This is a genomic window from Streptomyces exfoliatus (assembly GCF_000725545.1).
Classification (GTDB): domain Bacteria; phylum Actinomycetota; class Actinomycetes; order Streptomycetales; family Streptomycetaceae; genus Streptomyces; species Streptomyces exfoliatus.
Genome location: NZ_JNZP01000005.1, coordinates 210,437 through 230,795, shown reverse-complemented (window position 1 = coordinate 230,795; position 20,359 = coordinate 210,437). Strand labels below are relative to the sequence as shown.

General features: G+C 68.8%; 18 protein-coding genes. 9 read left to right on the top strand and 9 right to left on the bottom strand.

Annotation, left to right across the window (positions count from 1 at the left end):
* Positions 1 to 19: 19 nt before the first annotated feature.
* On the top strand, positions 20 to 1,486 hold the full coding sequence (locus IO20_RS0108475) for a CCA tRNA nucleotidyltransferase (protein WP_030549753.1): 1,467 nt from the start codon (positions 20 to 22) through the stop codon (positions 1,484 to 1,486).
* An 81-nt stretch (positions 1,487 to 1,567) separates the two neighbouring features.
* Here IO20_RS0108475 and IO20_RS0108470 read toward each other — a convergent pair whose 3' ends face one another.
* From IO20_RS0108470 to IO20_RS0108460, 3 genes are all read right to left on the bottom strand, one after another.
* Entirely contained in the window at positions 1,568 to 2,827 is a 1,260-nt protein-coding gene (locus tag IO20_RS0108470) for an MFS transporter (protein ID WP_030549752.1), read from the bottom strand.
* A gap of 75 nt (positions 2,828 to 2,902) precedes the next feature.
* Positions 2,903 to 3,985, bottom strand: a complete 1,083-nt coding sequence (locus IO20_RS0108465) for an inositol-3-phosphate synthase (RefSeq protein ID WP_030204977.1) — start codon at positions 3,983 to 3,985, stop codon at positions 2,903 to 2,905.
* Positions 3,986 to 4,032: 47 nt separating this feature from the next.
* Positions 4,033 to 4,713, bottom strand: a complete 681-nt coding sequence (locus IO20_RS0108460; protein WP_030549751.1) for a PadR family transcriptional regulator — start codon at positions 4,711 to 4,713, stop codon at positions 4,033 to 4,035.
* A gap of 374 nt (positions 4,714 to 5,087) precedes the next feature.
* Here IO20_RS0108460 and IO20_RS0108455 point away from each other — a divergent pair, with 374 nt between their 5' ends.
* Both IO20_RS0108455 and IO20_RS0108450 read left to right on the top strand, forming a co-directional pair.
* Positions 5,088 to 7,847 (top strand): transglycosylase domain-containing protein, encoded by a 2,760-nt coding sequence (locus tag IO20_RS0108455; RefSeq protein WP_037634903.1) that lies wholly within the window; start codon positions 5,088 to 5,090, stop codon positions 7,845 to 7,847.
* A gap of 145 nt (positions 7,848 to 7,992) precedes the next feature.
* Positions 7,993 to 9,507 (top strand): glycosyltransferase family 87 protein, encoded by a 1,515-nt coding sequence (locus IO20_RS0108450; RefSeq protein WP_030549749.1) that lies wholly within the window; start codon positions 7,993 to 7,995, stop codon positions 9,505 to 9,507.
* A gap of 59 nt (positions 9,508 to 9,566) precedes the next feature.
* Here the strand turns inward: IO20_RS0108450 and IO20_RS0108445 are convergent, their stop codons facing one another.
* The 3 genes from IO20_RS0108445 to IO20_RS0108435 all read right to left on the bottom strand — a co-directional run bounded on the left by IO20_RS0108445 (position 9,567) and on the right by IO20_RS0108435 (position 12,269).
* Entirely contained in the window at positions 9,567 to 10,598 is a 1,032-nt protein-coding gene (locus tag IO20_RS0108445; RefSeq protein ID WP_030549748.1) for an alanine racemase, read from the bottom strand.
* A gap of 118 nt (positions 10,599 to 10,716) precedes the next feature.
* Positions 10,717 to 11,835 (bottom strand): lipid II:glycine glycyltransferase FemX, encoded by a 1,119-nt coding sequence (locus IO20_RS0108440; RefSeq protein ID WP_030549747.1) that lies wholly within the window; start codon positions 11,833 to 11,835, stop codon positions 10,717 to 10,719.
* A gap of 119 nt (positions 11,836 to 11,954) precedes the next feature.
* Complete coding sequence (locus IO20_RS0108435; protein ID WP_030549746.1) at positions 11,955 to 12,269, bottom strand: hypothetical protein; 315 nt, start codon at positions 12,267 to 12,269, stop codon at positions 11,955 to 11,957.
* 283 nt (positions 12,270 to 12,552) lie between these two features.
* Between IO20_RS0108435 and rpsF the strand changes: the two genes are divergently transcribed.
* The 4 genes from rpsF (at position 12,553) to rplI (ending at position 14,280) form a co-directional block, all read left to right on the top strand.
* Positions 12,553 to 12,843: a 30S ribosomal protein S6 gene (rpsF, locus tag IO20_RS0108430; RefSeq protein WP_015034882.1), complete on the top strand. Its 291-nt coding sequence runs from the start codon at positions 12,553 to 12,555 to the stop codon at positions 12,841 to 12,843.
* 74 nt (positions 12,844 to 12,917) lie between these two features.
* On the top strand, positions 12,918 to 13,520 hold the full coding sequence (locus IO20_RS0108425) for a single-stranded DNA-binding protein (protein ID WP_030549745.1): 603 nt from the start codon (positions 12,918 to 12,920) through the stop codon (positions 13,518 to 13,520).
* Between the two features lie 58 nt (positions 13,521 to 13,578).
* Positions 13,579 to 13,815, top strand: a complete 237-nt coding sequence (gene rpsR / locus IO20_RS0108420; protein WP_003956534.1) for a 30S ribosomal protein S18 — start codon at positions 13,579 to 13,581, stop codon at positions 13,813 to 13,815.
* An 18-nt stretch (positions 13,816 to 13,833) separates the two neighbouring features.
* Positions 13,834 to 14,280, top strand: coding sequence for a 50S ribosomal protein L9 (rplI, locus tag IO20_RS0108415; protein ID WP_030204953.1), 447 nt, complete (start codon positions 13,834 to 13,836; stop codon positions 14,278 to 14,280).
* Between the two features lie 112 nt (positions 14,281 to 14,392).
* Here the strand turns inward: rplI and IO20_RS0108410 are convergent, their stop codons facing one another.
* The gene (locus IO20_RS0108410; RefSeq protein WP_030549744.1) at positions 14,393 to 15,730 is read right to left on the bottom strand and encodes an MATE family efflux transporter; all 1,338 of its coding nucleotides are present in this window, start codon (positions 15,728 to 15,730) and stop codon (positions 14,393 to 14,395) included.
* A gap of 424 nt (positions 15,731 to 16,154) precedes the next feature.
* Here IO20_RS0108410 and dnaB point away from each other — a divergent pair, with 424 nt between their 5' ends.
* Both dnaB and IO20_RS0108400 read left to right on the top strand, forming a co-directional pair.
* The gene (dnaB, locus tag IO20_RS0108405; protein WP_078945978.1) at positions 16,155 to 17,639 is read left to right on the top strand and encodes a replicative DNA helicase; all 1,485 of its coding nucleotides are present in this window, start codon (positions 16,155 to 16,157) and stop codon (positions 17,637 to 17,639) included.
* Positions 17,640 to 17,769: 130 nt separating this feature from the next.
* Positions 17,770 to 19,152 (top strand): serine hydrolase domain-containing protein, encoded by a 1,383-nt coding sequence (locus IO20_RS0108400; RefSeq protein WP_030549742.1) that lies wholly within the window; start codon positions 17,770 to 17,772, stop codon positions 19,150 to 19,152.
* A 115-nt stretch (positions 19,153 to 19,267) separates the two neighbouring features.
* On the opposite strand, the gene IO20_RS0108395 is transcribed toward IO20_RS0108400, so the two are convergent.
* Positions 19,268 to 19,720: a GNAT family N-acetyltransferase gene (locus tag IO20_RS0108395; RefSeq protein ID WP_030549741.1), complete on the bottom strand. Its 453-nt coding sequence runs from the start codon at positions 19,718 to 19,720 to the stop codon at positions 19,268 to 19,270.
* 58 nt (positions 19,721 to 19,778) lie between these two features.
* Positions 19,779 to 20,237, bottom strand: a complete 459-nt coding sequence (locus IO20_RS0108390) for a MarR family winged helix-turn-helix transcriptional regulator (protein WP_030549740.1) — start codon at positions 20,235 to 20,237, stop codon at positions 19,779 to 19,781.
* Positions 20,238 to 20,359: the final 122 nt, after the last annotated feature.

Here is a 20,359-nt window from a genome sequence, read left to right as displayed (position 1 = left end):
GCACGTACCCTTTTCTGTTGTGCCGAACGCCAACGAAGACACCCCGACTGCACTGAGCCAGGTGCAACGCCGCGCGGTCAGTGAACTGCTGCGTGTGTCCCCAGTCGCCGACGACCTCGCCCGCCGTTTCCAGGAGGCCGGGTTCAGCCTCGCGCTGGTGGGCGGCTCGGTACGGGACGCGCTGCTCGGCAGGCTCGGCAACGACCTGGACTTCACCACCGACGCCCGCCCCGAGGACGTCCTCAAGATCGTCCGTCCTTGGGCCGATGCGGTGTGGGAGGTCGGCATCGCCTTCGGGACGGTCGGCTGCCAGAAGGACGCCCACGTCGGAGACGCTGTCCAGCGCTTCGAGATCGAGGTCACCACGTACCGCTCTGAGGCGTACGACCGCACCTCGCGCAAGCCGGAGGTCTCCTACGGCGACTCGATCGACCAGGACCTCGTCCGGCGCGACTTCACCGTCAACGCGATGGCGGTGGCTCTGCCGGAGAAGGAGTTCATCGACCCGTACGGCGGTCTCGAGGATCTCGCCGCCCGTGTGCTGCGCACACCGGGTACGCCGGAGGAGTCGTTCTCCGACGACCCCCTGCGCATGATGCGGGCCGCCCGGTTCGCCGCCCAGCTGGACTTCGAGGTCGCCCCCGAGGTCGTCACGGCGATGAAGCAGATGTCCGGCCGGATCGAGATCGTCTCCGCCGAGCGGGTCCGGGACGAGCTCAACAAGCTGCTGCTCTCGGCCCACCCCCGGAAGGGCCTCGGGCTCCTCGTGGACACGGGGCTCGCCGACCATGTGCTTCCCGAGCTGCCCGCGCTCCGTCTGGAGAGCGATGAGCACCATCGCCACAAGGACGTCTACGAGCACTCCCTCACGGTGCTCGACCAGGCGATCGACCTGGAAGAGGACGGGCCCGACCTGGTGCTCCGCCTCGCCGCCCTGCTCCATGACATCGGCAAGCCGCGCACCCGCCGCTTCGAGACCGACGGCCGGGTCTCCTTCCACCACCACGAAGTGGTCGGCGCGAAGATGACCAAGAAGCGCATGACCGCGCTCAAGTACTCCAACGAGATGATCAAGGACGTCTCGCGGCTGGTGGAGCTGCACCTGCGTTTCCACGGGTACGGAACCGGCGAGTGGACCGACTCGGCCGTGCGCCGGTACGTCCGTGACGCCGGCCCGATGCTCTCGCGTCTGCACAAGCTGACCCGCTCGGACTGCACCACCCGCAACAAGCGCAAGGCGAGCGCGCTCTCCCGGGCCTACGACGGCCTCGAGGACCGCATCTCCCAGCTTCAGGAGCAGGAGGAGCTCGACGCGATCCGCCCTGATCTCGACGGCAACCAGATCCAGGAGATCCTGGGCATCGGTCCCGGTCCCGCCATCGGCCAGGCCTACAAGTTCCTGCTGGAGCTCCGGCTCGAGAACGGCCCGATGGAGCACGATCAGGCTGTGGCCGCGCTCAAGGAGTGGTGGACCAAGCAGAGCTGAGCCGCGTCTCGGTGCGGCGATGTTTCACGTGAAACATCGCGGCCGACGACAGCTGTGAGGGGTGGTGTTTCACGTGAAACATCACCCCTCCGCGCGTTCCCGTCGCAGCGCCAGCGCGATCACCGCGTAGATCGCGGCGACGAGCCCGATCAGCAGCGGGGAGCGCCCGTCGGGCGGCAGCATCAACGCCGCGAGGCCCGCCGCTGCCACGAAGGCAACGTTGAACAGCACGTCGTACAGCGCGAAGATCCGGCCTCGGTAGGAGTCGTCCACGGAGGTCTGCACCACCGTGTCCGTCGCGATCTTGGATCCCTGGGTGATGAGCCCGAGGACGAAGGCGGCGACGAGGAAGGGAGCGGGGGCGAAGGTCAGGCCGAGTGTCGGTTCGAGTACGGCCGCCACAGCCGCGCAGATCGTCATCCAACCGAAGGGCCCGAACCGTCCCACCGCCCACGGGGACAGGACGGCGGCTGCGAAGAAGCCCGCTCCGGAGGCCGCGACGGCGAGTCCGAGGAGCCCGAGACCCTCGGACTCCGTGGAGCTCCAGGCGTAGCGGCTGAGCATGAGCACGGTGACGAGCAGGGCGCCGTAACAGAAGCGCATGAGGCCCACCGCGATGAGGGCGCGGGCGGCGGGCCGCCGCTCGGCGAGGTGCCGCAGCCCGGCGGCCAGGCCTCGGGCGGTCGAGGCGAGGGCAGAGGTGATGCGCTGCGGCACGAGGTCCGGGTCGGGACCGAGGAGCTCCCGGGACATGCGCAGGGAGGCGAGGGCGGCGCAGAGGTAGAGAACGGCCCCGAAGGCCACCACGGCCGCGTCGGAGTCGGCCCCGATGAGCTGGATGCCGAACGCGAGCCCGCCGCCCGCAGTCGCGGCGAGGGTGCCCGCGGTGGGCGAGAGCGAGTTCGCCACGACCAGCCGTTCGGCGTCGACGACCCGGGGGAGGGAGGCGGAGAGTCCCGCGAGGACGAAGCGGTTGACGGCCGTGACGGAGAGCGCGGAGGCGTAGAAGAGCCAGTCGGGGACGGAGGCGAGCACGAGCACGGCGGTGCCTCCGGCGAGCAGGGCGCGCAGGAGATTGCCGTACAGGAAGACCTGACGCCGCTGCCAGCGGTCGAGGAGGACGCCGGCGAACGGGCCGACGAGCGAGTACGGCAGCAGCAGGACCGCCATGGCCGAGGCGATCGCGGCCGGAGAGGTCTGCTTCTCGGGGGAGAAGACGACGTACGTGGCGAGGGCCACCTGGTAGACGCCGTCGGCGCACTGGGAGAGCAGTCGGACGGCGAGCAGGCGGCGGAAGTTCGTCAGGCGCAGGAGTACGCGCAGATCACGTACGACGGACATGGCAGCAAGACTCACATACGAAGAGGGCCCCCGGGCAGTGCCTCGGGGACCCTCGATCGACAAGCGTGGCGAGCCTTAGCGCTCGACCTCACCCTTGATGAACTTCTCGACGTTCGCGTAGGCCTCGTCGTCGAAGTACTGCACCGGCGGGGACTTCATGAAGTACGAGGACGCGGAGAGGATCGGACCACCGATGCCGCGGTCCTTGGCGATCTTCGCGGCGCGCAAGGCGTCGATGATGACACCCGCCGAGTTCGGGGAGTCCCACACCTCGAGCTTGTACTCGAGGTTCAGCGGGACATCGCCGAAGGCGCGGCCCTCGAGGCGCACGTACGCCCACTTGCGGTCGTCCAGCCAGGCCACGTAGTCCGACGGACCGATGTGGACGTTCTTCTCGCCCAGCTCACGGTCGGGGATCTGCGAGGTGACGGCCTGGGTCTTGGAGATCTTCTTGGACTCCAGGCGGTCGCGCTCCAGCATGTTCTTGAAGTCCATGTTGCCGCCGACGTTGAGCTGCATCGTGCGCTCAAGACGGACACCACGGTCCTCGAACAGCTTCGCCATCACGCGGTGCGTGATGGTCGCGCCGACCTGCGACTTGATGTCGTCGCCGACGATCGGGACGCCCGCCTCGGTGAACTTGTCCGCCCACTCCTTGGTGCCGGCGATGAAGACCGGAAGGGCGTTGACGAAGGCGACCTTGGCGTCGATGGCGCACTGGGCGTAGAACTTCGCAGCCGCCTCGGAACCCACCGGCAGGTAGCAGACGAGAACGTCGACCTGGCGGTCCTTGAGGACCTGGACGACGTCGACCGGCTCCTCGGCGGACTCCTCGATGGTCATCCGGTAGTACTTGCCGAGACCGTCGAGCGTGTGACCACGCTGGACCGTGACGCCGCTGTTCGGGACGTCGCAGATCTTGATGGTGTTGTTCTCGCTGGCGCCGATGGCGTCGGAGAGGTCGAGGCCGACCTTCTTCGCGTCGACGTCGAAGGCGGCGACGAACTCGACGTCACCGACGTGGTACTCGCCGAACTGGACGTGCATCAGGCCGGGCACCTTGGCCGCCGGGTCGGCGTCCTTGTAGTACTCGACGCCCTGCACCAGCGAGGCGGCGCAGTTGCCCACGCCGACGATGGCTACGCGAACCGAACCCATTCCGGTTGCTCCCTGTGTGATCGTTGAAGCCCTGCTGAGGCAGGGTTTCACTTGGCGGTGTCGTCGGACGGATCCGGCCGGGTACTGCCCCCGTGCCGGGGCAGGCCGCCCGTTTCTCCAGAATCGTTGTCGTGCTGAGCGGGGGCGTCGGAGCCGGATCGCTGATCCCGTCCTGCCCGCTCGCTCTCGATGAGCTCGTTCAGCCAGCGCACTTCGCGCTCCACGGACTCCATGCCGTGGCGCTGCAGCTCAAGCGTGTAGTCGTCGAGGCGCTCGCGGGTCCGGGCCAGGGAGGCGCGCATCTTCTCCAGACGCTCCTCCAGCCGGCTGCGGCGTCCTTCGAGGACGCGCATCCGCACCTCACGCTCGGTCTGTCCGAAGAAGGCGAAGCGTGCGGCGAAGTGCTCGTCCTCCCAGGCGTCCGGGCCGGTGTGGGAGAGGAGCTCCTCGAAGTGCTCCTTACCTGCGGCCGTCAACCGGTAGACGATCTTGGCTCGGCGTCCTGCGAGTGAAGCGGCGAGGGCCTCCTCGGGTGCGCTGCCCGGTTCCTCGATCAACCAGCCGTTTGCGACCAGCGTCTTGAGGCAGGGGTACAGCGTTCCGTAGCTGAAGGCCCGGAAGACGCCGAGCGAGGTGTTGAGCCGCTTCCGCAGCTCGTACCCGTGCATGGGGGCCTCGCGCAGCAGGCCGAGAACGGCGAACTCGAGGATGCCGGAGCGTCTGCTCATTCGTCGCCTCCTCCTCCGCTCTCGGGGCCCTTATGCCGCTCTGATGTATCGACTCGATACATCAGCACGATAGAACGGCCCGTCTGTCTCGACAAGTGGGACCGCCGTGACCGGCGTCACATCGTCAATTCACAGCGAACGACTTGCCTGATTTGGGGTGAACTCCGGCCCTAGGTGGGTTTTGGCCGTGCGTAGTCTGTGCGGCATGCAGAACACCGGGAACCGAGAGATGCCCTGGGGCGTCAGTGCTCGGGGTGACCGGCTGCGGTACGGAGGGGCCTCCGATGGGGCTTCGTCCGTGCGCATTTCGGGGGGACCGGAACTCAACTGCCGCTTCCAGGCGCCTGTGCGCCTGCCCGAGGAGTAGTCGTTCGATGAGCGAGCATCGTCGCAAAATGCCGCCGCAGCAGCCGCCGACGGGCGGTCGCGCGGCGGCACGGCGCGCTGCCCAGCAGCCGGTGGGCCGCAGGTCGGCCCCGGCCCAAGACGTCGGTACGGGGGCCCCTTCGGCCTCGTACGGGCCTGCTTCCTCCCACGGGGAGGAGCAGCGGCCCTACGGGGGCCGCGCGGAGGCCCGCAGGGCCGCCCAGCGCGGCAGCCGTCGGAAGGGGGCGGATGCCGGCCCCGGGGGGCCCGGCGGTCCCGGAGGCGGACGGCGCGGAGGCGGCGGAGGCGGCCGGGGCAGCGGTCCCGGGCGTGGCTCCGGCGGGCCCCCGCCCGGCAAGAAGCGCGTCATCGACTATCCCCGTTACGGAAAGTACGGCTGGCGTCGCTGGATGCCGTCGTGGAAGCTCGTGACGGGCACGTTCCTGTTCTTCACCGCGAGCCTGATGGGCGCGGCCGCCATCGCGTACTCGCGCGTGGAGATCCCCAACGAGGCCCTGACCGCGGTCTCGCAGAACAACATCTACTACTGGGCCGACGGCACCCGCATGGTCGCGACCGGCAGTGGCCAGAACCGCCAGATCGTGCCGTTCGCGGAGATCCCGAAGTCCATGCAGAACGCGGTGATCTCCGCGGAGAACAAGACGTTCTGGGACGACTCCGGCGTCGACCTCATGGGCATCGGCCGCGCCGTGTGGAACATGGCCAAGGGCGGCGAGACCCAGGGTGGCTCGACCATCACCCAGCAGTACGTGAAGAACAACCGTCTTGACGACCAGTCGCAGACCGTCACCAGGAAGGTGAAGGAACTCTTCATCTCCATGAAGGTCGGCGATGAGGTCGACAAGGACGTAGTCATGGCCGGCTACCTGAACACCTCGTATTACGGACGCGGCGCGTACGGAATCCAGGCGGCGGCCCGCGCGTACTTCAACAAGGACGCCAAGGACCTCGACCCCAGCCAGTCGGCGCTTCTCGCCGCGGTGCTGAAGGGTGCGACCTACTACGACCCCGCCGGCTACCCCGACGTCGACTCCCGGGCCACGCCCGAGGCGAACACCAAGCGGGCCACCGACCGGTGGAAGTGGATCCTCGACGAGATGCAGAAGGACGGGCATCTCACCGCCGAGGAGCGCGCGAAGTACTCCGCCTTCCCCAAGGTGCAGGGCCCTCGCAAGAGCGCCAACCTGAGCGGTCAGATCGGCTACCTGGTCAGCACCGCCAACCTGCACATGATGCAGCAGTTCGGCATCACCGAGAAGGAGCTGGAACGCGGCGGCCACGAGATCTACACCACCTTCGAGAAGCCGAAGGTGGACGCGATGGAGGACGCGGTCAAGAAGATCATCAAGGAGAACATCGACCCGAAGAAGCGCCCGAACGACGACACGCACGTCCAGTTCGGCGGCGCTTCCGTCGACACGGCGACCGGGAAGATCGTCGCCATCTACGGCGGTGTCGACGCCACCAAGCACTACACGAGCAACGCCAACACCACCGGTGCCCAGGTCGGATCGACGTTCAAGCCCTTCGTGCTCGCCGCCGCGATGAAGGACGGCGTACGGGACCCGGATCTCGGGCCCGATCAGGGACCCTCTGAGCGCAAGATCGTGGACCCGGACAAGAGCCGTTACTCCGGCGAGAACGACCTGACGGTCCGTAGGTACAACGGTGAGATCTGGCGTGACGAGAAGGGGAAGGTGTGGAAGCAGAGCAATGACGAGAACGCCGACTACGGCCCCATCTCCCTGCGCTACGCCATGATCAAGTCCGCCAACTCGCCATATGTGCAGCTCGGCATGGATGTCGGCATCGACAAGGTCCGCGATGCGGCCATCAAGGCCGGGCTTCACGAGGACTCCCTCGTCAAGGGCGAGGTGCCCTCCTTCTCCCTCGGTGTCTCCAGCCCGAGCGCCATCCGTATGGCCGGCGCGTACGCGACCTTCGCCAATCAGGGGAAGCAGAACGACCCCTACTCGGTCGAGAAGGTGAAGAAGAGCGGCGTCGTCATCGCCGAGCACGAGGCCAAGAGCGAGATGGCCTTCAGTCCGGCCATCGCCAACAACGTGACCGACGTGCTGCGGGACGTCGTGGACGACGACCGTGGCACCGGCACCAAGGCCCGGATCCCGGGCCGCGCGGTGGCGGGCAAGACCGGTACGACCGACGACAACATGTCGGCCTGGTTCGTCGGGTACACCGCGCAGCTGGCGACCGCCATCGACATGTACCGCTTCGACGACGACGAGACGAAGAAGAACCGCGAGTTCCTGGAGATGTACGACACGGGTGGCCAGGAGAAGATCCACGGTTCGTCGTTCCCCTCGCGGATCTGGAAGGACTACATGACGGACGCCGTGGCCGACATGCCGGTCGTGGACTTCCCGAAGCCGGAGAAGCTGGAGGGCGCCGAGCCCGTCTTCGGCGGCGGTGCCCCGAGCCCGACGCCGACCCCGACGGCCACGCCGACGCCCACCGAGACCACGCAGATGCCGACGACGACTCCCCCGGCCACCGCGACGACCACGCCTCCCCCGGCGACCAAGACGCCGAAGCCGGGCAAGACGACCTGCAGCGTCTGGGACCTGGACTGCTACAACACCGGGGAACCGGGCGGCCCCGGTGGCAACACCGGGGAGCCCACCACCACGCCGCCCCCCAGCAGCACCACACCGACGCCGTCAACGTCGTCGTCGGACGACGGGAACGGCCCTGGCGGCAAACCCGGCGACGAGGCCTGGATGCCCTGATCCCGGACTGATCCCGGACTGAGCCCGGACTGATCCGGACCCGGGGAACCGCCTGAGGGCCGTCGCGTCCGCTCCGTACCTTCCGTACGGGCCGGCCGCGGCGGCCCTCGCCGTTTTCCCGGAGACGTACGGCAGGATGTCCCCCATGCCGAGCCTCCAGAAGACGAGCGCGCCGCAGGACCGGTCGCAGGACCGCCCACGGACGGTCATCCCCACCCACCGGGACAAGGTGGCCGCCGCGGGCAGCGAACTGATCGGCGGTCCGTACGGCCGCCGGGCCTCGACCGGCACCGGACAGCTGACGCCGGTGCGGGTGATCGCCCTCGTGGCCATCGGCATGTTCGCGCTCGGCATGGTGCAGAAGCTGCCCTGCTACAACTGGGCCTGGTTCCGGGGCACGACCTCCCAGTACACCCACGCCTGCTACTCGGACATCCCGCACCTCTTCTCGGGGCGGGGCTTCGCGGACGGCCTGGTGCCCTACTTCGACCGGCTGGGCGGCGACATACCGTTCCTGGAGTACCCGGTCCTGACGGGGCTCTTCATGGAGGTCGCGGCCTGGCTGACGCCGGGCGGCGGCGACACGACGCAGCAGGAGCAGGCGTACTGGCTGGCCAACGCGGGCCTGCTGATGGTCTGCGCGGCCGTCCTCGCGGTCTGTGTGGCCCGTACGCACCGCCTGCGCCCCTGGGACGGGCTCCTGGTCGCCCTGGCGCCCTCGGTCGCGCTCACCGCGACGATCAACTGGGACCTCCTGGCCGTCGCGCTGACCGCCGCCGCGGTCCTGATGTGGTCGCGCGGGCGGCCGCTGGCCTTCGGCATCCTGCTGGGTCTCGCCACCGCCTCCAAGCTCTACCCGGTGCTGCTCCTCTGCCCGCTGCTGATGCTCTGCTGGCGGGCCGGGAAGTGGCGGGAGTTCGGGACCGCGGTGCTCGGAGCGGGTAGCGCGTGGCTGGTGGTGAACCTGCCGGTGATGCTGCTCGCGCCGGAGGGCTGGAAGCAGTTCTACGTCTTCAGCAGGCAGCGGAACGTCGACTTCGGTTCGGTCTGGCTCCTTGTCAGTCAGCGGACGGGCGCCACGATCCCGCCGGACCGGGCCAACCTGTACGCGCTGCTGCTGATGCTGGCGGCGGTGGCGGGCCTCGCCTACCTGGCGTTCACGGCACCGCGCCGGCCGCGCTTCGTCCAGCTGGCCTTCCTGATCGTCGCCGCGTTCGTGCTGACCAACAAGGTCTACTCACCGCAGTACGTCCTGTGGCTGGTCCCGCTGGCGGTCCTCGCCCGGCCGCGCTGGCGCGACTTCCTGGTCTGGCAGGCGTGCGAGGTCATGTACTTCGTCGGCGTCTGGATGTACCTGGCATTCACGACCAGCGGCAACAAGCAGGGCCTGCCGGTGGACGGCTACCAGTTCGTGATCGTCCTGCACCTCGCCGGCACCTTGTACCTGTGCGCGATGGTCGTACGCGACATCCTGAGGCCCGAGAAGGACCCGGTCCGGCAGGACGGGGCGGACGACCCCTCGGGGGGCGTCCTGGACGGCGCGGAGGACGTCGTCGTGGCGGGCAGGGCCGCCCATCCGGCCCGGCACGCGGCCCCGGTCGTCGACGACGGGCCGCGGGTGGAATGGGGCACCCCCGGAGAGCAGAGCTCCCGGGGGTGAAGGAAGGGCCGGCCGGCGCTACGGGAAGGGCCGGCCGGAAGGGAGGCGGCCCGGCCGGCTCAGCGCTCGACGAGTCGGTCGAACTGTGTCGTGGTGTGGCGCAGATGGGCCACGAGCTCGTCGCCGACCCGGGGCTCCTCGGCGTCGGCGGGCACGAACAGGATCGACACCTGCATGTGCGGCGGCTCGGCGAACCAGCGCTGCTTCCCGGCCCAGACGAACGGCGACAGGTTGCGGTTGACGGTGGCGAGACCGGCCCTTGCGACGCCCTTGGCCCGCGGCATGACGCCGTGCATCGCCTTGGGGGCCTCCAGGCCCACGCCGTGCGAGGTGCCGCCGGCGACGACGACCAGCCAGCCGTCCGACGCGGCCTTCTGCTGGCGGTAGCCGAACCGGTCGCCCTTGGCGACCCGGGTCACGTCGAGGACCGCGCCGCGGTACTCCGTGGCCTCGTGGTCGCCCAGCCACAGCCGGGTGCCGATCCGGGCGCGGAACCGGGTCTGGGGGAACTGCTGCTGGAGCCGGGCCTGTTCCTGGGCCCGCAGGTGGCTGACGAACATGGTGTGCAGCGGCAGCCGGGCGGCCCGCAGCCGGTCCATCCAGCCGATGACCTCCTCCACGGCGTCGGTGCCGTCCGGGCGGTCCAGGGGAAGGTGCAGCGCGAAGCCCTCCAGGCGGACGTCCTCGATGGCGGAGTGGAGCTGCGGGAGCTCCTCCTCGCGGACGCCGTGCCGCTTCATCGAGCTCATGCACTCGATGACCACACGGGCCCCCACCAGGGCGTGGACGCCGTCCACCGAGGACACCGAGCGGACGACCCGGTCGGGCAGCGGAACCGGTTCCTCACCCCGTCGGAAGGGAGTGAGGACCAGCAGGTCGCCGCCGAACCAGTCCTTGATCCTCGCGGCCTCGTACGTGGTGCCCACGGCGAGCATGTCGGCCCCGAAGCGGGCCGCCTCGTCGGCGAGGCGCTCGTGTCCGAAGCCGTAGCCGTTGCCCTTGCAGACCGGGATGACCCCCGGGAACTGGTCGATCACGGTCTTCTGGTGCGCGCGCCAGCGAGCGGTGTCGACGTAGAGGGAGAGCGCCATGGCCGGCCCGGAACCTTTCTGATGGCAGCGGTGTATCAAAGGTATGTACGAGACTACGGAAACTTCAGCGACGGGACACGCGTCAGCGGCGCGCCATGTGTCGGTGGCGCGCCATGCGTCAGCGGCGCGACATGTAGATGTCGAGCGCCTTGTGCAGAAGCTTGTTCAGCGGGAAGTCCCACTCGCCGACGTACTCGACGGCCTCGCCGCCCGTGCCCACCTTGAACTGGATGAGCCCGAAGAGGTGGTCGGTCTCGTCGAGCGAGTCCGAGATGCCCCGCAGGTCGTAGACGGTCGCACCCATCGCGTACGCGTCGCGGAGCATCCGCCACTGCATCGCGTTCGAGGGCCGGACCTCACGGCCGATGTTGTCGGAGGCGCCGTAGGAGTACCAGACGTGCCCGCCGACGACGAGCATCGTCGCCGCGGAGAGGTTCACGCCGTTGTGCCGCGCGAAGTACAGCCGCATGCGGTTGGGGTCCTCGTTGTTGAGGACGGTCCACATGCGCTGGAAGTACGACAGCGGGCGCGGCCGGAAGTGGTCACGGACGGCCGTGATCTCGTACAGCCGCTGCCACTCGGCCAGGTCCTCGTAGCCGCCCTGGACGACCTCGACACCGGCCTTCTCGGCCTTCTTGATGTTGCGGCGCCACAGCTGGTTGAAGCCCTTGAGGACATCGTCCAGGGAGCGGTTCGCGAGCGGGACCTGGAAGACGTAGCGGGGCTGCACGTCGCCGAAGCCGGCGCCGCCGTCCTCGCCCTGCTGCCAGCCCATCTTCCGCAGCCGGTCCGCCACTTCGAAGGCGCGCGGCTCGACGTGGCTGGCCTGGACGTCCTTGAGGCGCTTGACGTCCGGGTCCTGAATGCCAGACTTGATGGCGGCCGAGTCCCAGCGGCGGATGACGACCGGCGGGCCCATCTTCACCGAGAAGGCGCCCTGCTGCTTGAGGTGCGCCAGCATCGGCTGCAGCCACTCGTCGAGGTTGGGCGCGTACCAGTTGATGACCGGGCCCTCGGGCAGGTAGGCCAGGTAGCGCTTGATCTTCGGCAGCTGACGGTAGAGCACCAGGCCGGCGCCGACCAGCTCGCCGTTCTTGTCGAACCAGCCGAGGTTCTCCGAGCGCCACTCCGTCTTCACGTCAGCCCACGCCGGGACCTGGCAGTGGCTCGCCGAGGGCTGGCTCTGGATGAATCCCAGATGCTGCTCACGGCTGATGGTCCTCAGGGTCAGGCTCATACGGGGCGCTCCTCGGCAGGTGTGTCCCCATCGGTCAGGGGCTCCGGCTCTCGCGCCGAAGCCTACTGTGACCGGGGAGCGCCCCGGATGGGCATGTGCGCCCTGACGTGCCGTTCGGCTCAGCCGGCGACGCCGCCGAAGAGACCGCCCTGGGCCATACCGAGGTAGAAGCCCAGTGCCGCCGCGCCGAGTCCGACGATCAGAGCGAAGCGTTCCCGGGTCGTCACGGAGATGAACTGTCCGTAGGCGCCGGTCAGGATGCCGATCAGGCCCGACCAGGAACTCAGCAGGTGCAGGTTGTCGAACTGCGCGGTGACGAAGGCGAGGATGCCCAGCACCAGTGTCACTCCGACCAGGGTGTCCTGGAGCGGATGGGGCTTGCCGTCGGTTGCGAAGAGCGAGTGGCCCGGGTCGGGTCGCATTGCCTGTGCCATGGAGCACCTCCTGGCTGCCTGCGGGAAGGCGGCGCATCCTGGCGCCGCCGACATCCGATGTGTACAGATTGCGTCCCCTCACCAGTGGATTTCAACCGCAGGCCGATGAGCAGGTACTCTGTACGGTCTGCACCGGTGTCTGCCCTGGTCCTTCCTGGATCCCGGCGGTGTCCCTCGTTCGTCGAGGGGACTGTCAGTGGTGGCGGATACCGTTGTTAACGCATCACGACCCTCCTGCCACGGAACGACCGTGGCCGCTGAGTCCAAAGGAGGTGGGTTCCACATGCGTCACTACGAAGTGATGGTCATCCTCGACCCCGATCTCGAGGAGCGCGCTGTCTCCCCGCTGATCGAGAACTTCCTTTCTGTCGTCCGTGAGGGCAACGGAAAGGTCGAGAAGGTCGACACCTGGGGCCGTCGTCGTCTGGCCTACGAGATCAAGAAGAAGCCCGAGGGCATCTACTCGGTCATCGACCTGCAGGCCGAGCCTGCGGTCGTCAAGGAGCTCGACCGACAGCTCAACCTGAACGAGTCGGTCCTCCGGACCAAGGTCCTCCGTCCCGAGACCCACTGAGCTTCTAGCTCAGTGGTCATCGGGTCCGAGTAGCAACACAGCAGCCAGAAGCAATCCCGCCGAGAGGTTCCCCCATGGCAGGCGAGACCGTCATCACGGTCGTCGGCAATCTTGTCGACGACCCCGAGCTGCGCTTCACCCCGTCCGGTGCGGCGGTCGCGAAGTTCCGTATCGCGTCCACCCCCCGCACCTTCGACCGTCAGACCAATGAGTGGAAGGACGGCGAGAGCCTGTTCCTCACCTGCTCGGTCTGGCGTCAGGCGGCGGAGAACGTCGCGGAGTCGCTTCAGCGAGGCATGCGCGTCGTCGTGCAGGGCCGGCTGAAGCAGCGGTCTTACGAGGACCGTGAGGGCGTCAAGCGCACGGTCTACGAGCTGGACGTCGAGGAAGTCGGCCCCAGCCTCAAGAACGCCACGGCCAAGGTCACCAAGACCACCGGTCGCGGCGGCCAGGGTGGAGGCTTCGGCGGCGGTGGCGGCGGCCAGCAGGCCGGCGGCGGTGGCAGCTGGGGTGGAAGCTCCGGCGGTGGCCAGCAGGGTGGTGGCGGTGCTCCCGCCGACGACCCGTGGGCGACCGGCGGTCCCTCTCCCTCCTCCGGCGGCGGTCAGCAGGCCGGCGGCGGTGGCGGCTGGGGTGGAAACTCCGGCGGCGGCTACTCGGACGAGCCCCCCTTCTAAGGCGCAAGCCCTCGAAGCAGCTCGTACCCCCACTTCTTGATCACACAGGAGAAACACCATGGCGAAGCCGCCTGTGCGCAAGCCTAAGAAGAAGGTCTGCGCGTTCTGCAAGGACAAGACCGTGTACGTGGACTACAAGGACACGAACATGCTGCGGAAGTTCATTTCCGACCGCGGCAAGATCCGTGCCCGCCGCGTCACCGGCAACTGCACGCAGCACCAGCGTGACGTCGCCACGGCAGTCAAGAACAGCCGTGAGATGGCGCTGCTGCCCTACACGTCCACCGCGCGATAAGGGAAGGGTGACCGAAAAATGAAGATCATCCTCACCCACGAGGTCTCTGGCCTCGGTGCCGCTGGCGACGTCGTTGACGTCAAGGACGGCTACGCTCGCAACTACCTGGTCCCGCGTGGTTTCGCGATCCGCTGGACCAAGGGTGGCGAGAAGGACGTGGCGCAGATCCGCCGCGCCCGCAAGATCCACGAGATCGCGACCATCGAGCAGGCCAACGAGATCAAGGCCCGCCTCGAGGGCACGAAGGTGCGCCTGGCCGTTCGCTCCGGCGACGCCGGCCGTCTCTTCGGCTCCGTGACCCCGGCCGACATCGCCTCGGCGATCAAGTCCGCGGGTGGCCCCGACGTCGACAAGCGTCGCGTCGAGCTCGGTTCGCCGATCAAGACCCTGGGCTCGCACCAGGTGTCCGTGCGTCTGCACCCCGAGGTTGCCGCGAAGCTCGGCGTCGAGGTCGTCGCCGCGTAACGCTGCCCTTGGCAGTCTGCGCTCAGCAGTGAGGAAGGGCCGCACCCCTCGGGGTGCGGCCCTTCCGCCGTTCTCGGTCAACCGGCGGAACGGGGCGTTTCACGTGAAACATTCACCGTGTGGCGCCCGTGACGATCCAGCGGCCGGAGCGGGAGCGGAGCCAGAGCGTCGCCATCCGGACCGACATCATCAGCGTCATGGCCCACCAGAGTGCCGTCAGTCCGCCGCCGAGCGTCGGGATGGCGATGGCGACCGGGGCGAAGACCGCGAGAGTCAGCAGCATGGCCCACGCCAGATAAGGACCGTCCCCCGCGCCCATCAAGACGCCGTCGAGGACGAAGACGACGCCTGAGATCGGCTGGGAGAGCGCGACGACGAGCAGGGCCGGGAGCAGCGTGTCCTGGACCGTGGCGTCGCTGGTGAAGAGCGGGATGAACAAGGGCCGGGCAACGATGACGAGGACGCCCAGGACCACTCCGGAGACCACACCCCACTGGACCATGCGGCGGCAGACCTGGCGTGCGCCGTCGGCGTCCTCCGCGCCGAGGTAGCGGCCGATGATGGCCTGGCCGGCGATGGCGATCGCGTCGAGGGCGAAGGCCATCAGGCTCCACAGGGACAGGATGATCTGGTGAGCGGCGACCTCCGCGTCGCCGAGGCGGGCCGCGACGGCCGTGGCGATCAGCAGAACCGCGCGGAGCGAGAGCGTACGGACGAGGAGCGGGGCACCGGCCTGCGCGGACGCGCGGATGCCGGCCGCGTCAGGGCGGAGGGAGGCTCCGTGACGCCGGGCGCCCCGTACGACCACGAAGAGGTAGGCAGCGGCCATACCGCACTGGGCGATGACCGTGCCCCAGGCGGATCCAGCGATGCCGAGGCCCGCCCCGTAGACGAGTCCGATGTTGAGCGCGGCGTTGGCCGTGAAGCCGGCGATGGCCACGTAGAGCGGTGTACGGGTGTCCTGCAGGCCGCGGAGGACGCCGGTGGCGGCCAGGACCACCAGCATGGCGGGGATGCCGAGGCTGGAGATCCGGAGGTAGGTGACGGCGTAGGGGGCGGCGGTGTCGGAGGCCCCGAAGAGGCCGACGAGCCACGGTGCCGCCGGGAGCGTCAGGGCGACGACGCCGGCGCCGAGGAGGAGGGCGAGCCAGATGCCGTCCATGCCCTGGCGGATCGCGGCCTGAAGGTCCCCGGAGCCGACGCGGCGGGCGACGGCGGCCGTGGTGGCGTAAGCGAGGAAGACGAAGACGCTGACGGCGGTGGACAGCAGGGCCGCGGCGATCGCGAGACCCGCGAGCTGGGGTGTGCCGAGGTGGCCGACGACAGCGCTGTCGACCATCAGGAAGAGTGGCTCGGCGACGAGGGCGCCGAAGGCCGGCAGGGCGAGGGAGACGATCTCGCGGTCGTGCTGTCGGCGGACGGCCTTGGGGGTCGCGGGGGCCTGGGTCATGAGAGCAATCTAATCTTCCACAGGTAAGAGATGCAATGCTCTTGGAGTCCTTACGTGATGACGGTAAGGGGCTTCGGGTGTGGGTCGTTTGTTCTGATCTTGGTCCAGGGTGAAAAGTTTTTCTCCCCCACAGCCCGTGGATGCTAAAACCCCAGGTCACATAGGTGGAGGCGGAGGGTCTATGAGTTTGTCCACATGACTGTCCCCCGCTCCGTGCACAGGTTCCGGTGAGTTCTCCACAGCATCTGGCCCTTCACCCACAGGGCCTGTGGATAACCGGATTGGCTGACGCCTCCCGCGGGCCTACCGTGGACCGGCGCCCGACGCGCCAGAAGCGGTCGCGAAGCCACTCTTTGTTGAAGGCCGTGGCGTAAGAAAGAGTGGCATGGCGAGGTCCGCGGAGCGGACGGGAGGAGGTGGCTTGGTGAGCGTTACCGAGCCCTTGGACGACCCCTGGGCCGACAGCGGACCGAGCGACCGGCTGCCCGCCCGCACACGCGGCGATGGGCAGCGCGGGCGCGGCAGGGGACGGGACGACCAGCACGAGCGGGGCGGCGACGGTCCCTGGGACGGCGGTCTCTCCGGCTTCGAGCGCGTTCCCCCACAGGACCTCGACGCGGAGCAGTCCGTCCTCGGCGGCATGCTGCTCTCCAAGGACGCCATCGCGGACGTCGTGGAGATCATCAAGGGCAACGACTTCTACAAGCCCGCCCACGAGACGGTCTACGCCGCGATCCTCGACCTCTACGCCAAGGGCGAGCCGGCCGACCCGATCACGGTCGGCGCCGAGCTCACCAAGCGCGGCGAGATCACGCGCGTCGGCGGCGCCTCCTACCTCCACACGCTCGTCCAGTCCGTACCGACCGCGGCCAACGCCTCGTACTACGCGGAGATCGTCCACGAGCGGGCCGTCCTGCGCCGCCTCGTGGAGGCCGGTACCAAGATCACGCAGATGGGCTACGCGGCTGACGGAGACGTCGACGAGATCGTGAACTCGGCACAGGCCGAGATCTACGCGGTCACCGAGCAGCGCACCACCGAGGACTACCTGCCGCTCGGCGACATCATGGAGGGCGCGCTCGACGAGATCGAGGCGATCGGCTCCCGCAGCGGCGAGATGACCGGAGTGCCCACCGGCTTCACCGACCTCGACTCGCTCACCAACGGCCTCCATCCTGGTCAGATGATCATCATCGCGGCCCGTCCCGCCATGGGTAAGTCGACTCTCGCCCTGGACTTCGCCCGGGCGGCGTCCATCAAACACAACCTGCCCAGCGTCATCTTCTCGCTCGAAATGGGCCGCAACGAGATCGCGATGCGTCTGCTCTCGGCCGAGGCCCGGGTCGCGCTGCACCACATGCGCTCCGGCACGATGACCGACGAGGACTGGACCCGCCTCGCCCGCCGGATGCCGGACGTCTCGCAGGCCCCGCTCTACATCGACGACTCCCCGAACCTGTCGATGATGGAGATCCGGGCGAAGTGCCGCCGGCTCAAGCAGCGCAACGGCCTCAAGCTCGTCATCATCGACTATCTGCAGCTCATGCAGTCCGGTGGCTCCAAGCGGCAGGAGAGCCGCCAGCAAGAGGTCTCCGACATGTCGCGAAACCTGAAGCTCCTCGCCAAGGAGCTGGAGCTGCCCGTCATCGCGCTGTCCCAGCTGAACCGTGGTCCCGAGCAGCGCACCGACAAGAAGCCGATGGTCTCCGACCTCCGTGAGTCCGGATCGATCGAGCAGGACGCCGACATGGTGATCCTTCTGCACCGCGAGGACGCCTACGAGAAGGAGTCCCCCCGGGCAGGCGAGGCGGACATCATCGTGGGCAAGCACCGTAACGGCCCCACGGCCACGATCACCGTGGCCTTCCAGGGCCACTACTCCCGCTTCGTGGACATGGCCCAGACGTGACCGCATCCGGCGCCTGAAGGCGCCGGGGTCTGTCTTCTATCGGGTCTTCCGCACGTGGGTGGTGCCGGCATCGGGCCGTTCGGGAGAAAGCGGGAAGCTTCGCGGAGGATCATCGCGTTGGATGGTCCTCATGACGACATCTTTCGAAGCCCTGTTGCCCGGCACCGAGCGGGCTCTGCTGCATCGCGTCGCGGTCGCCCAGTCCGAGGGGCGGTCGCCTTCCTTCGTGGGGGCGGTGGTGCGCGACGGAGCGCTGGTGTGGAGCGGTGCGCGCAGTTGTGTGGACGGGCACGCCCCGGACGCGGACACACAGTTCAGGATCGGGTCTCTCACCAAGGTGTTCACCGCCGTGCTGGTGATGCGGCTGCGGGACGAGGGGCTCCTCGGTCTTGACGACCCGCTGGAGCGGCACCTCAAGGGCACGGGCGCGGGCGAGGTGACGATCGCTCAACTCCTCGGCCACAGCGGGGGCCTCGCGGCCGAGGCACCCGGTGCCTGGTGGGAACGGTCGCCCGCCTCGCTGCGGCCGGAGCTCTCCGACGTACTGGGGGAGCAGCCCTTCCTCCAGACTCCTGGGCGCCGGCACCACTACTCCAACCCCGGTTACACCCTGCTGGGTTCGTTGGTCGAGGCCGTGCGAGGGGTGTCCTGGGAGGAGGCGCTGCGACGCGAGATCCTGGCGCCCCTGGGGCTGGGCCGTACGACGGTCGATCCGGTCGCCCCGCACGCCGGCGGCTGGGCGGTGCATCCCTGGGCCGACGTGATGCTTCCCGAACCGTCCGAGTCGCTGGGGCTGATGGCACCGGCGGGGCAGCTCTGGTCGACGGCGGCGGATCTCGCCCGGTTCGCCGCGTTCCTGGCGGCGGGTGACGAGCGGGTGCTCGCCGCGGCCTCCGTGGAGGAGATGCGGGCTCCGGCCTCCCCGGCCGGCGAGGGGGACTGGGACGGGAGCTACGGGCTCGGTCTCCAGCTGCTGCGCAAGGACGGCCGGACCCTGATCGGTCACACGGGCTCGCTGCCCGGCTTCGTCGCCGCCCTGTGGGTGAGCGTGGAGGACGGTCTCGCGGCGATCGCACTCGCCAATGCCACTTCAGGGCCGCTGACGTCGGTCGTGGCCGCCGATCTCGTGCGGATCGTGGCCGAGGCGGAGCCGAGGTTCCCGGAGCCCTGGCGCCCGATTCCGGAGGCCGAGGTCGACGAGGAGCTCCTCGCCCTGACCGGTACCTGGTACTGGGGTACGTATGGCTACGGGCTACGGCTCGGATCCGAGCGGGGCGTGGTGCTGGAACCTCTGACGGGAGTCGGCCGACGGGCCCGTTTCCGGGCACTCCCCGACGGTGGCTGGGTCGGGCTGAACGGCTACTACGAGGGGGAGACGCTCCGGGTGGTCCGGCGCGCCGACGGCAGCGTGAGCCATCTCGACCTCGGCTCGTTCGTCTTCACGCGCGAGCCGTACGCGCCGGCGGACGCGGTCCCTGGTGGGGTGGACGAGGCGGGCTGGCGCGGTCTCTGAGCCGTTCCAGGGTGTTTCACGTGGAACACGTGACCGGCGCGCCGGGGCCTGTGTCCCGGCGCGCGGCCGTCCCGCCCCGCGTCCGCCCGGCCCTGCGTCCGCCCCGCCCCTCGCCTCAGAGGTTCATCTTGAAGCCCAGGTGAGAGGCCTCGAAGCCAAGGCGCTCGTAGAAGCGGTGGGCATCGGTACGGGTGGCATCGGAGGTCAGCTGGACGAGTCGGCAGTCCTGGCGCCGGGACTCCTCGACGGCCCACTCGATGAGTTGGGTTCCGAGACCGCTGCCGCGCTCGTCCGCGTGGATGCGGACGCCCTCGATGACCGAGCGTGTGGCGCCCCGGCGAGAGAGTCCGGGAATGATCGTCAGCTGGAGGGTGCCGACGACCTTGTCCTCGCGGACGGCGACCACGACCTGCTGGTTCGGGTCGCTCGCGAGGCGCTCGAAGGCGGAGAGGTACGGGCCGAGGTCGTCCGGGGACTCGCGCTGAGCGCCCAGGGGGTCGTCCGCGAGCATCGCGACGATGGCTTCGAGGTCACCCGTGGTGGCGGGGCGTATATCAAGATCGCTCATGCCCGGCAGGGTACGCGGGTGGGCTCAAGGGGCCACCCGCGCCCGTTCCGGCCGCCGGTCAGGCGGGAACGCTCACGCCTTCCACGACCTGGACCAGCGGGGCCAGCTCCGGGTTCCTCGCGGCCTCGTCCAGGGCCTCACGCAGCGCGGTGTCGTTGGTGGGGCGAGCCTCTTCCAGGAGCTTCTGGCCGGCCTCGGTGACATCGGTGTAGATGCCGCGACGGTCGGTGGCGCAGAGGTACCGGGTGAGCAGACCACGGTCTTCGAGCCGGGTGACGAGCCGGGTGGTGGCGCTCTGGCTGAGCACGACGGCGTCGGCCACCTGCTTCATCTGGAGGTGGCCGCCCGGGCCGCTGTGCTGGCGGCTGAGGACGTCAAGGAGCGAGTACTCCCGCACACTCAGACCGTGACGGGCCTCCAGCGCACGCTCGATATGGGACTCGATCCTGCCGTGCAGCAGAGAGAGGGCGCACCAGCGCTGGGACAGCGCGGTGAGTGCGGGGTCCGTCGCGGTCATGATCTCTCCTCGATCTCTCCTCGGCACCGGAGTGGCTCTGGGCCCCAGGGTAGACGATGCAACGCAATAATGCGCGTGTGCAAGTAAATCGCCTCTCACTCGCCGGAGCGTTCCGCGGATGC

Coding starts and splice junctions, on each gene's coding strand:
- IO20_RS0108470 (WP_030549752.1), bottom strand. CDS start 2,827: ATGTCCGTCGTACGTGATCTGCGCGTACTCCTGCGCCTGACGAACTTC.
- IO20_RS0108465 (WP_030204977.1), bottom strand. CDS start 3,985: ATGGGTTCGGTTCGCGTAGCCATCGTCGGCGTGGGCAACTGCGCCGCC.
- IO20_RS0108460 (WP_030549751.1), bottom strand. CDS start 4,713: ATGAGCAGACGCTCCGGCATCCTCGAGTTCGCCGTTCTCGGCCTGCTG.
- IO20_RS0108455 (WP_037634903.1), top strand. CDS start 5,088: ATGAGCGAGCATCGTCGCAAAATGCCGCCGCAGCAGCCGCCGACGGGC.
- IO20_RS0108450 (WP_030549749.1), top strand. CDS start 7,993: ATGCCGAGCCTCCAGAAGACGAGCGCGCCGCAGGACCGGTCGCAGGAC.
- IO20_RS0108445 (WP_030549748.1), bottom strand. CDS start 10,598: ATGGCGCTCTCCCTCTACGTCGACACCGCTCGCTGGCGCGCGCACCAG.
- IO20_RS0108440 (WP_030549747.1), bottom strand. CDS start 11,835: ATGAGCCTGACCCTGAGGACCATCAGCCGTGAGCAGCATCTGGGATTC.
- IO20_RS0108435 (WP_030549746.1), bottom strand. CDS start 12,269: ATGGCACAGGCAATGCGACCCGACCCGGGCCACTCGCTCTTCGCAACC.
- rpsF (WP_015034882.1), top strand. CDS start 12,553: ATGCGTCACTACGAAGTGATGGTCATCCTCGACCCCGATCTCGAGGAG.
- IO20_RS0108425 (WP_030549745.1), top strand. CDS start 12,918: ATGGCAGGCGAGACCGTCATCACGGTCGTCGGCAATCTTGTCGACGAC.
- rpsR (WP_003956534.1), top strand. CDS start 13,579: ATGGCGAAGCCGCCTGTGCGCAAGCCTAAGAAGAAGGTCTGCGCGTTC.
- rplI (WP_030204953.1), top strand. CDS start 13,834: ATGAAGATCATCCTCACCCACGAGGTCTCTGGCCTCGGTGCCGCTGGC.
- IO20_RS0108410 (WP_030549744.1), bottom strand. CDS start 15,730: ATGACCCAGGCCCCCGCGACCCCCAAGGCCGTCCGCCGACAGCACGAC.
- IO20_RS0108400 (WP_030549742.1), top strand. CDS start 17,770: ATGACGACATCTTTCGAAGCCCTGTTGCCCGGCACCGAGCGGGCTCTG.
- IO20_RS0108395 (WP_030549741.1), bottom strand. CDS start 19,720: ATGAGCGATCTTGATATACGCCCCGCCACCACGGGTGACCTCGAAGCC.
- IO20_RS0108390 (WP_030549740.1), bottom strand. CDS start 20,237: ATGACCGCGACGGACCCCGCACTCACCGCGCTGTCCCAGCGCTGGTGC.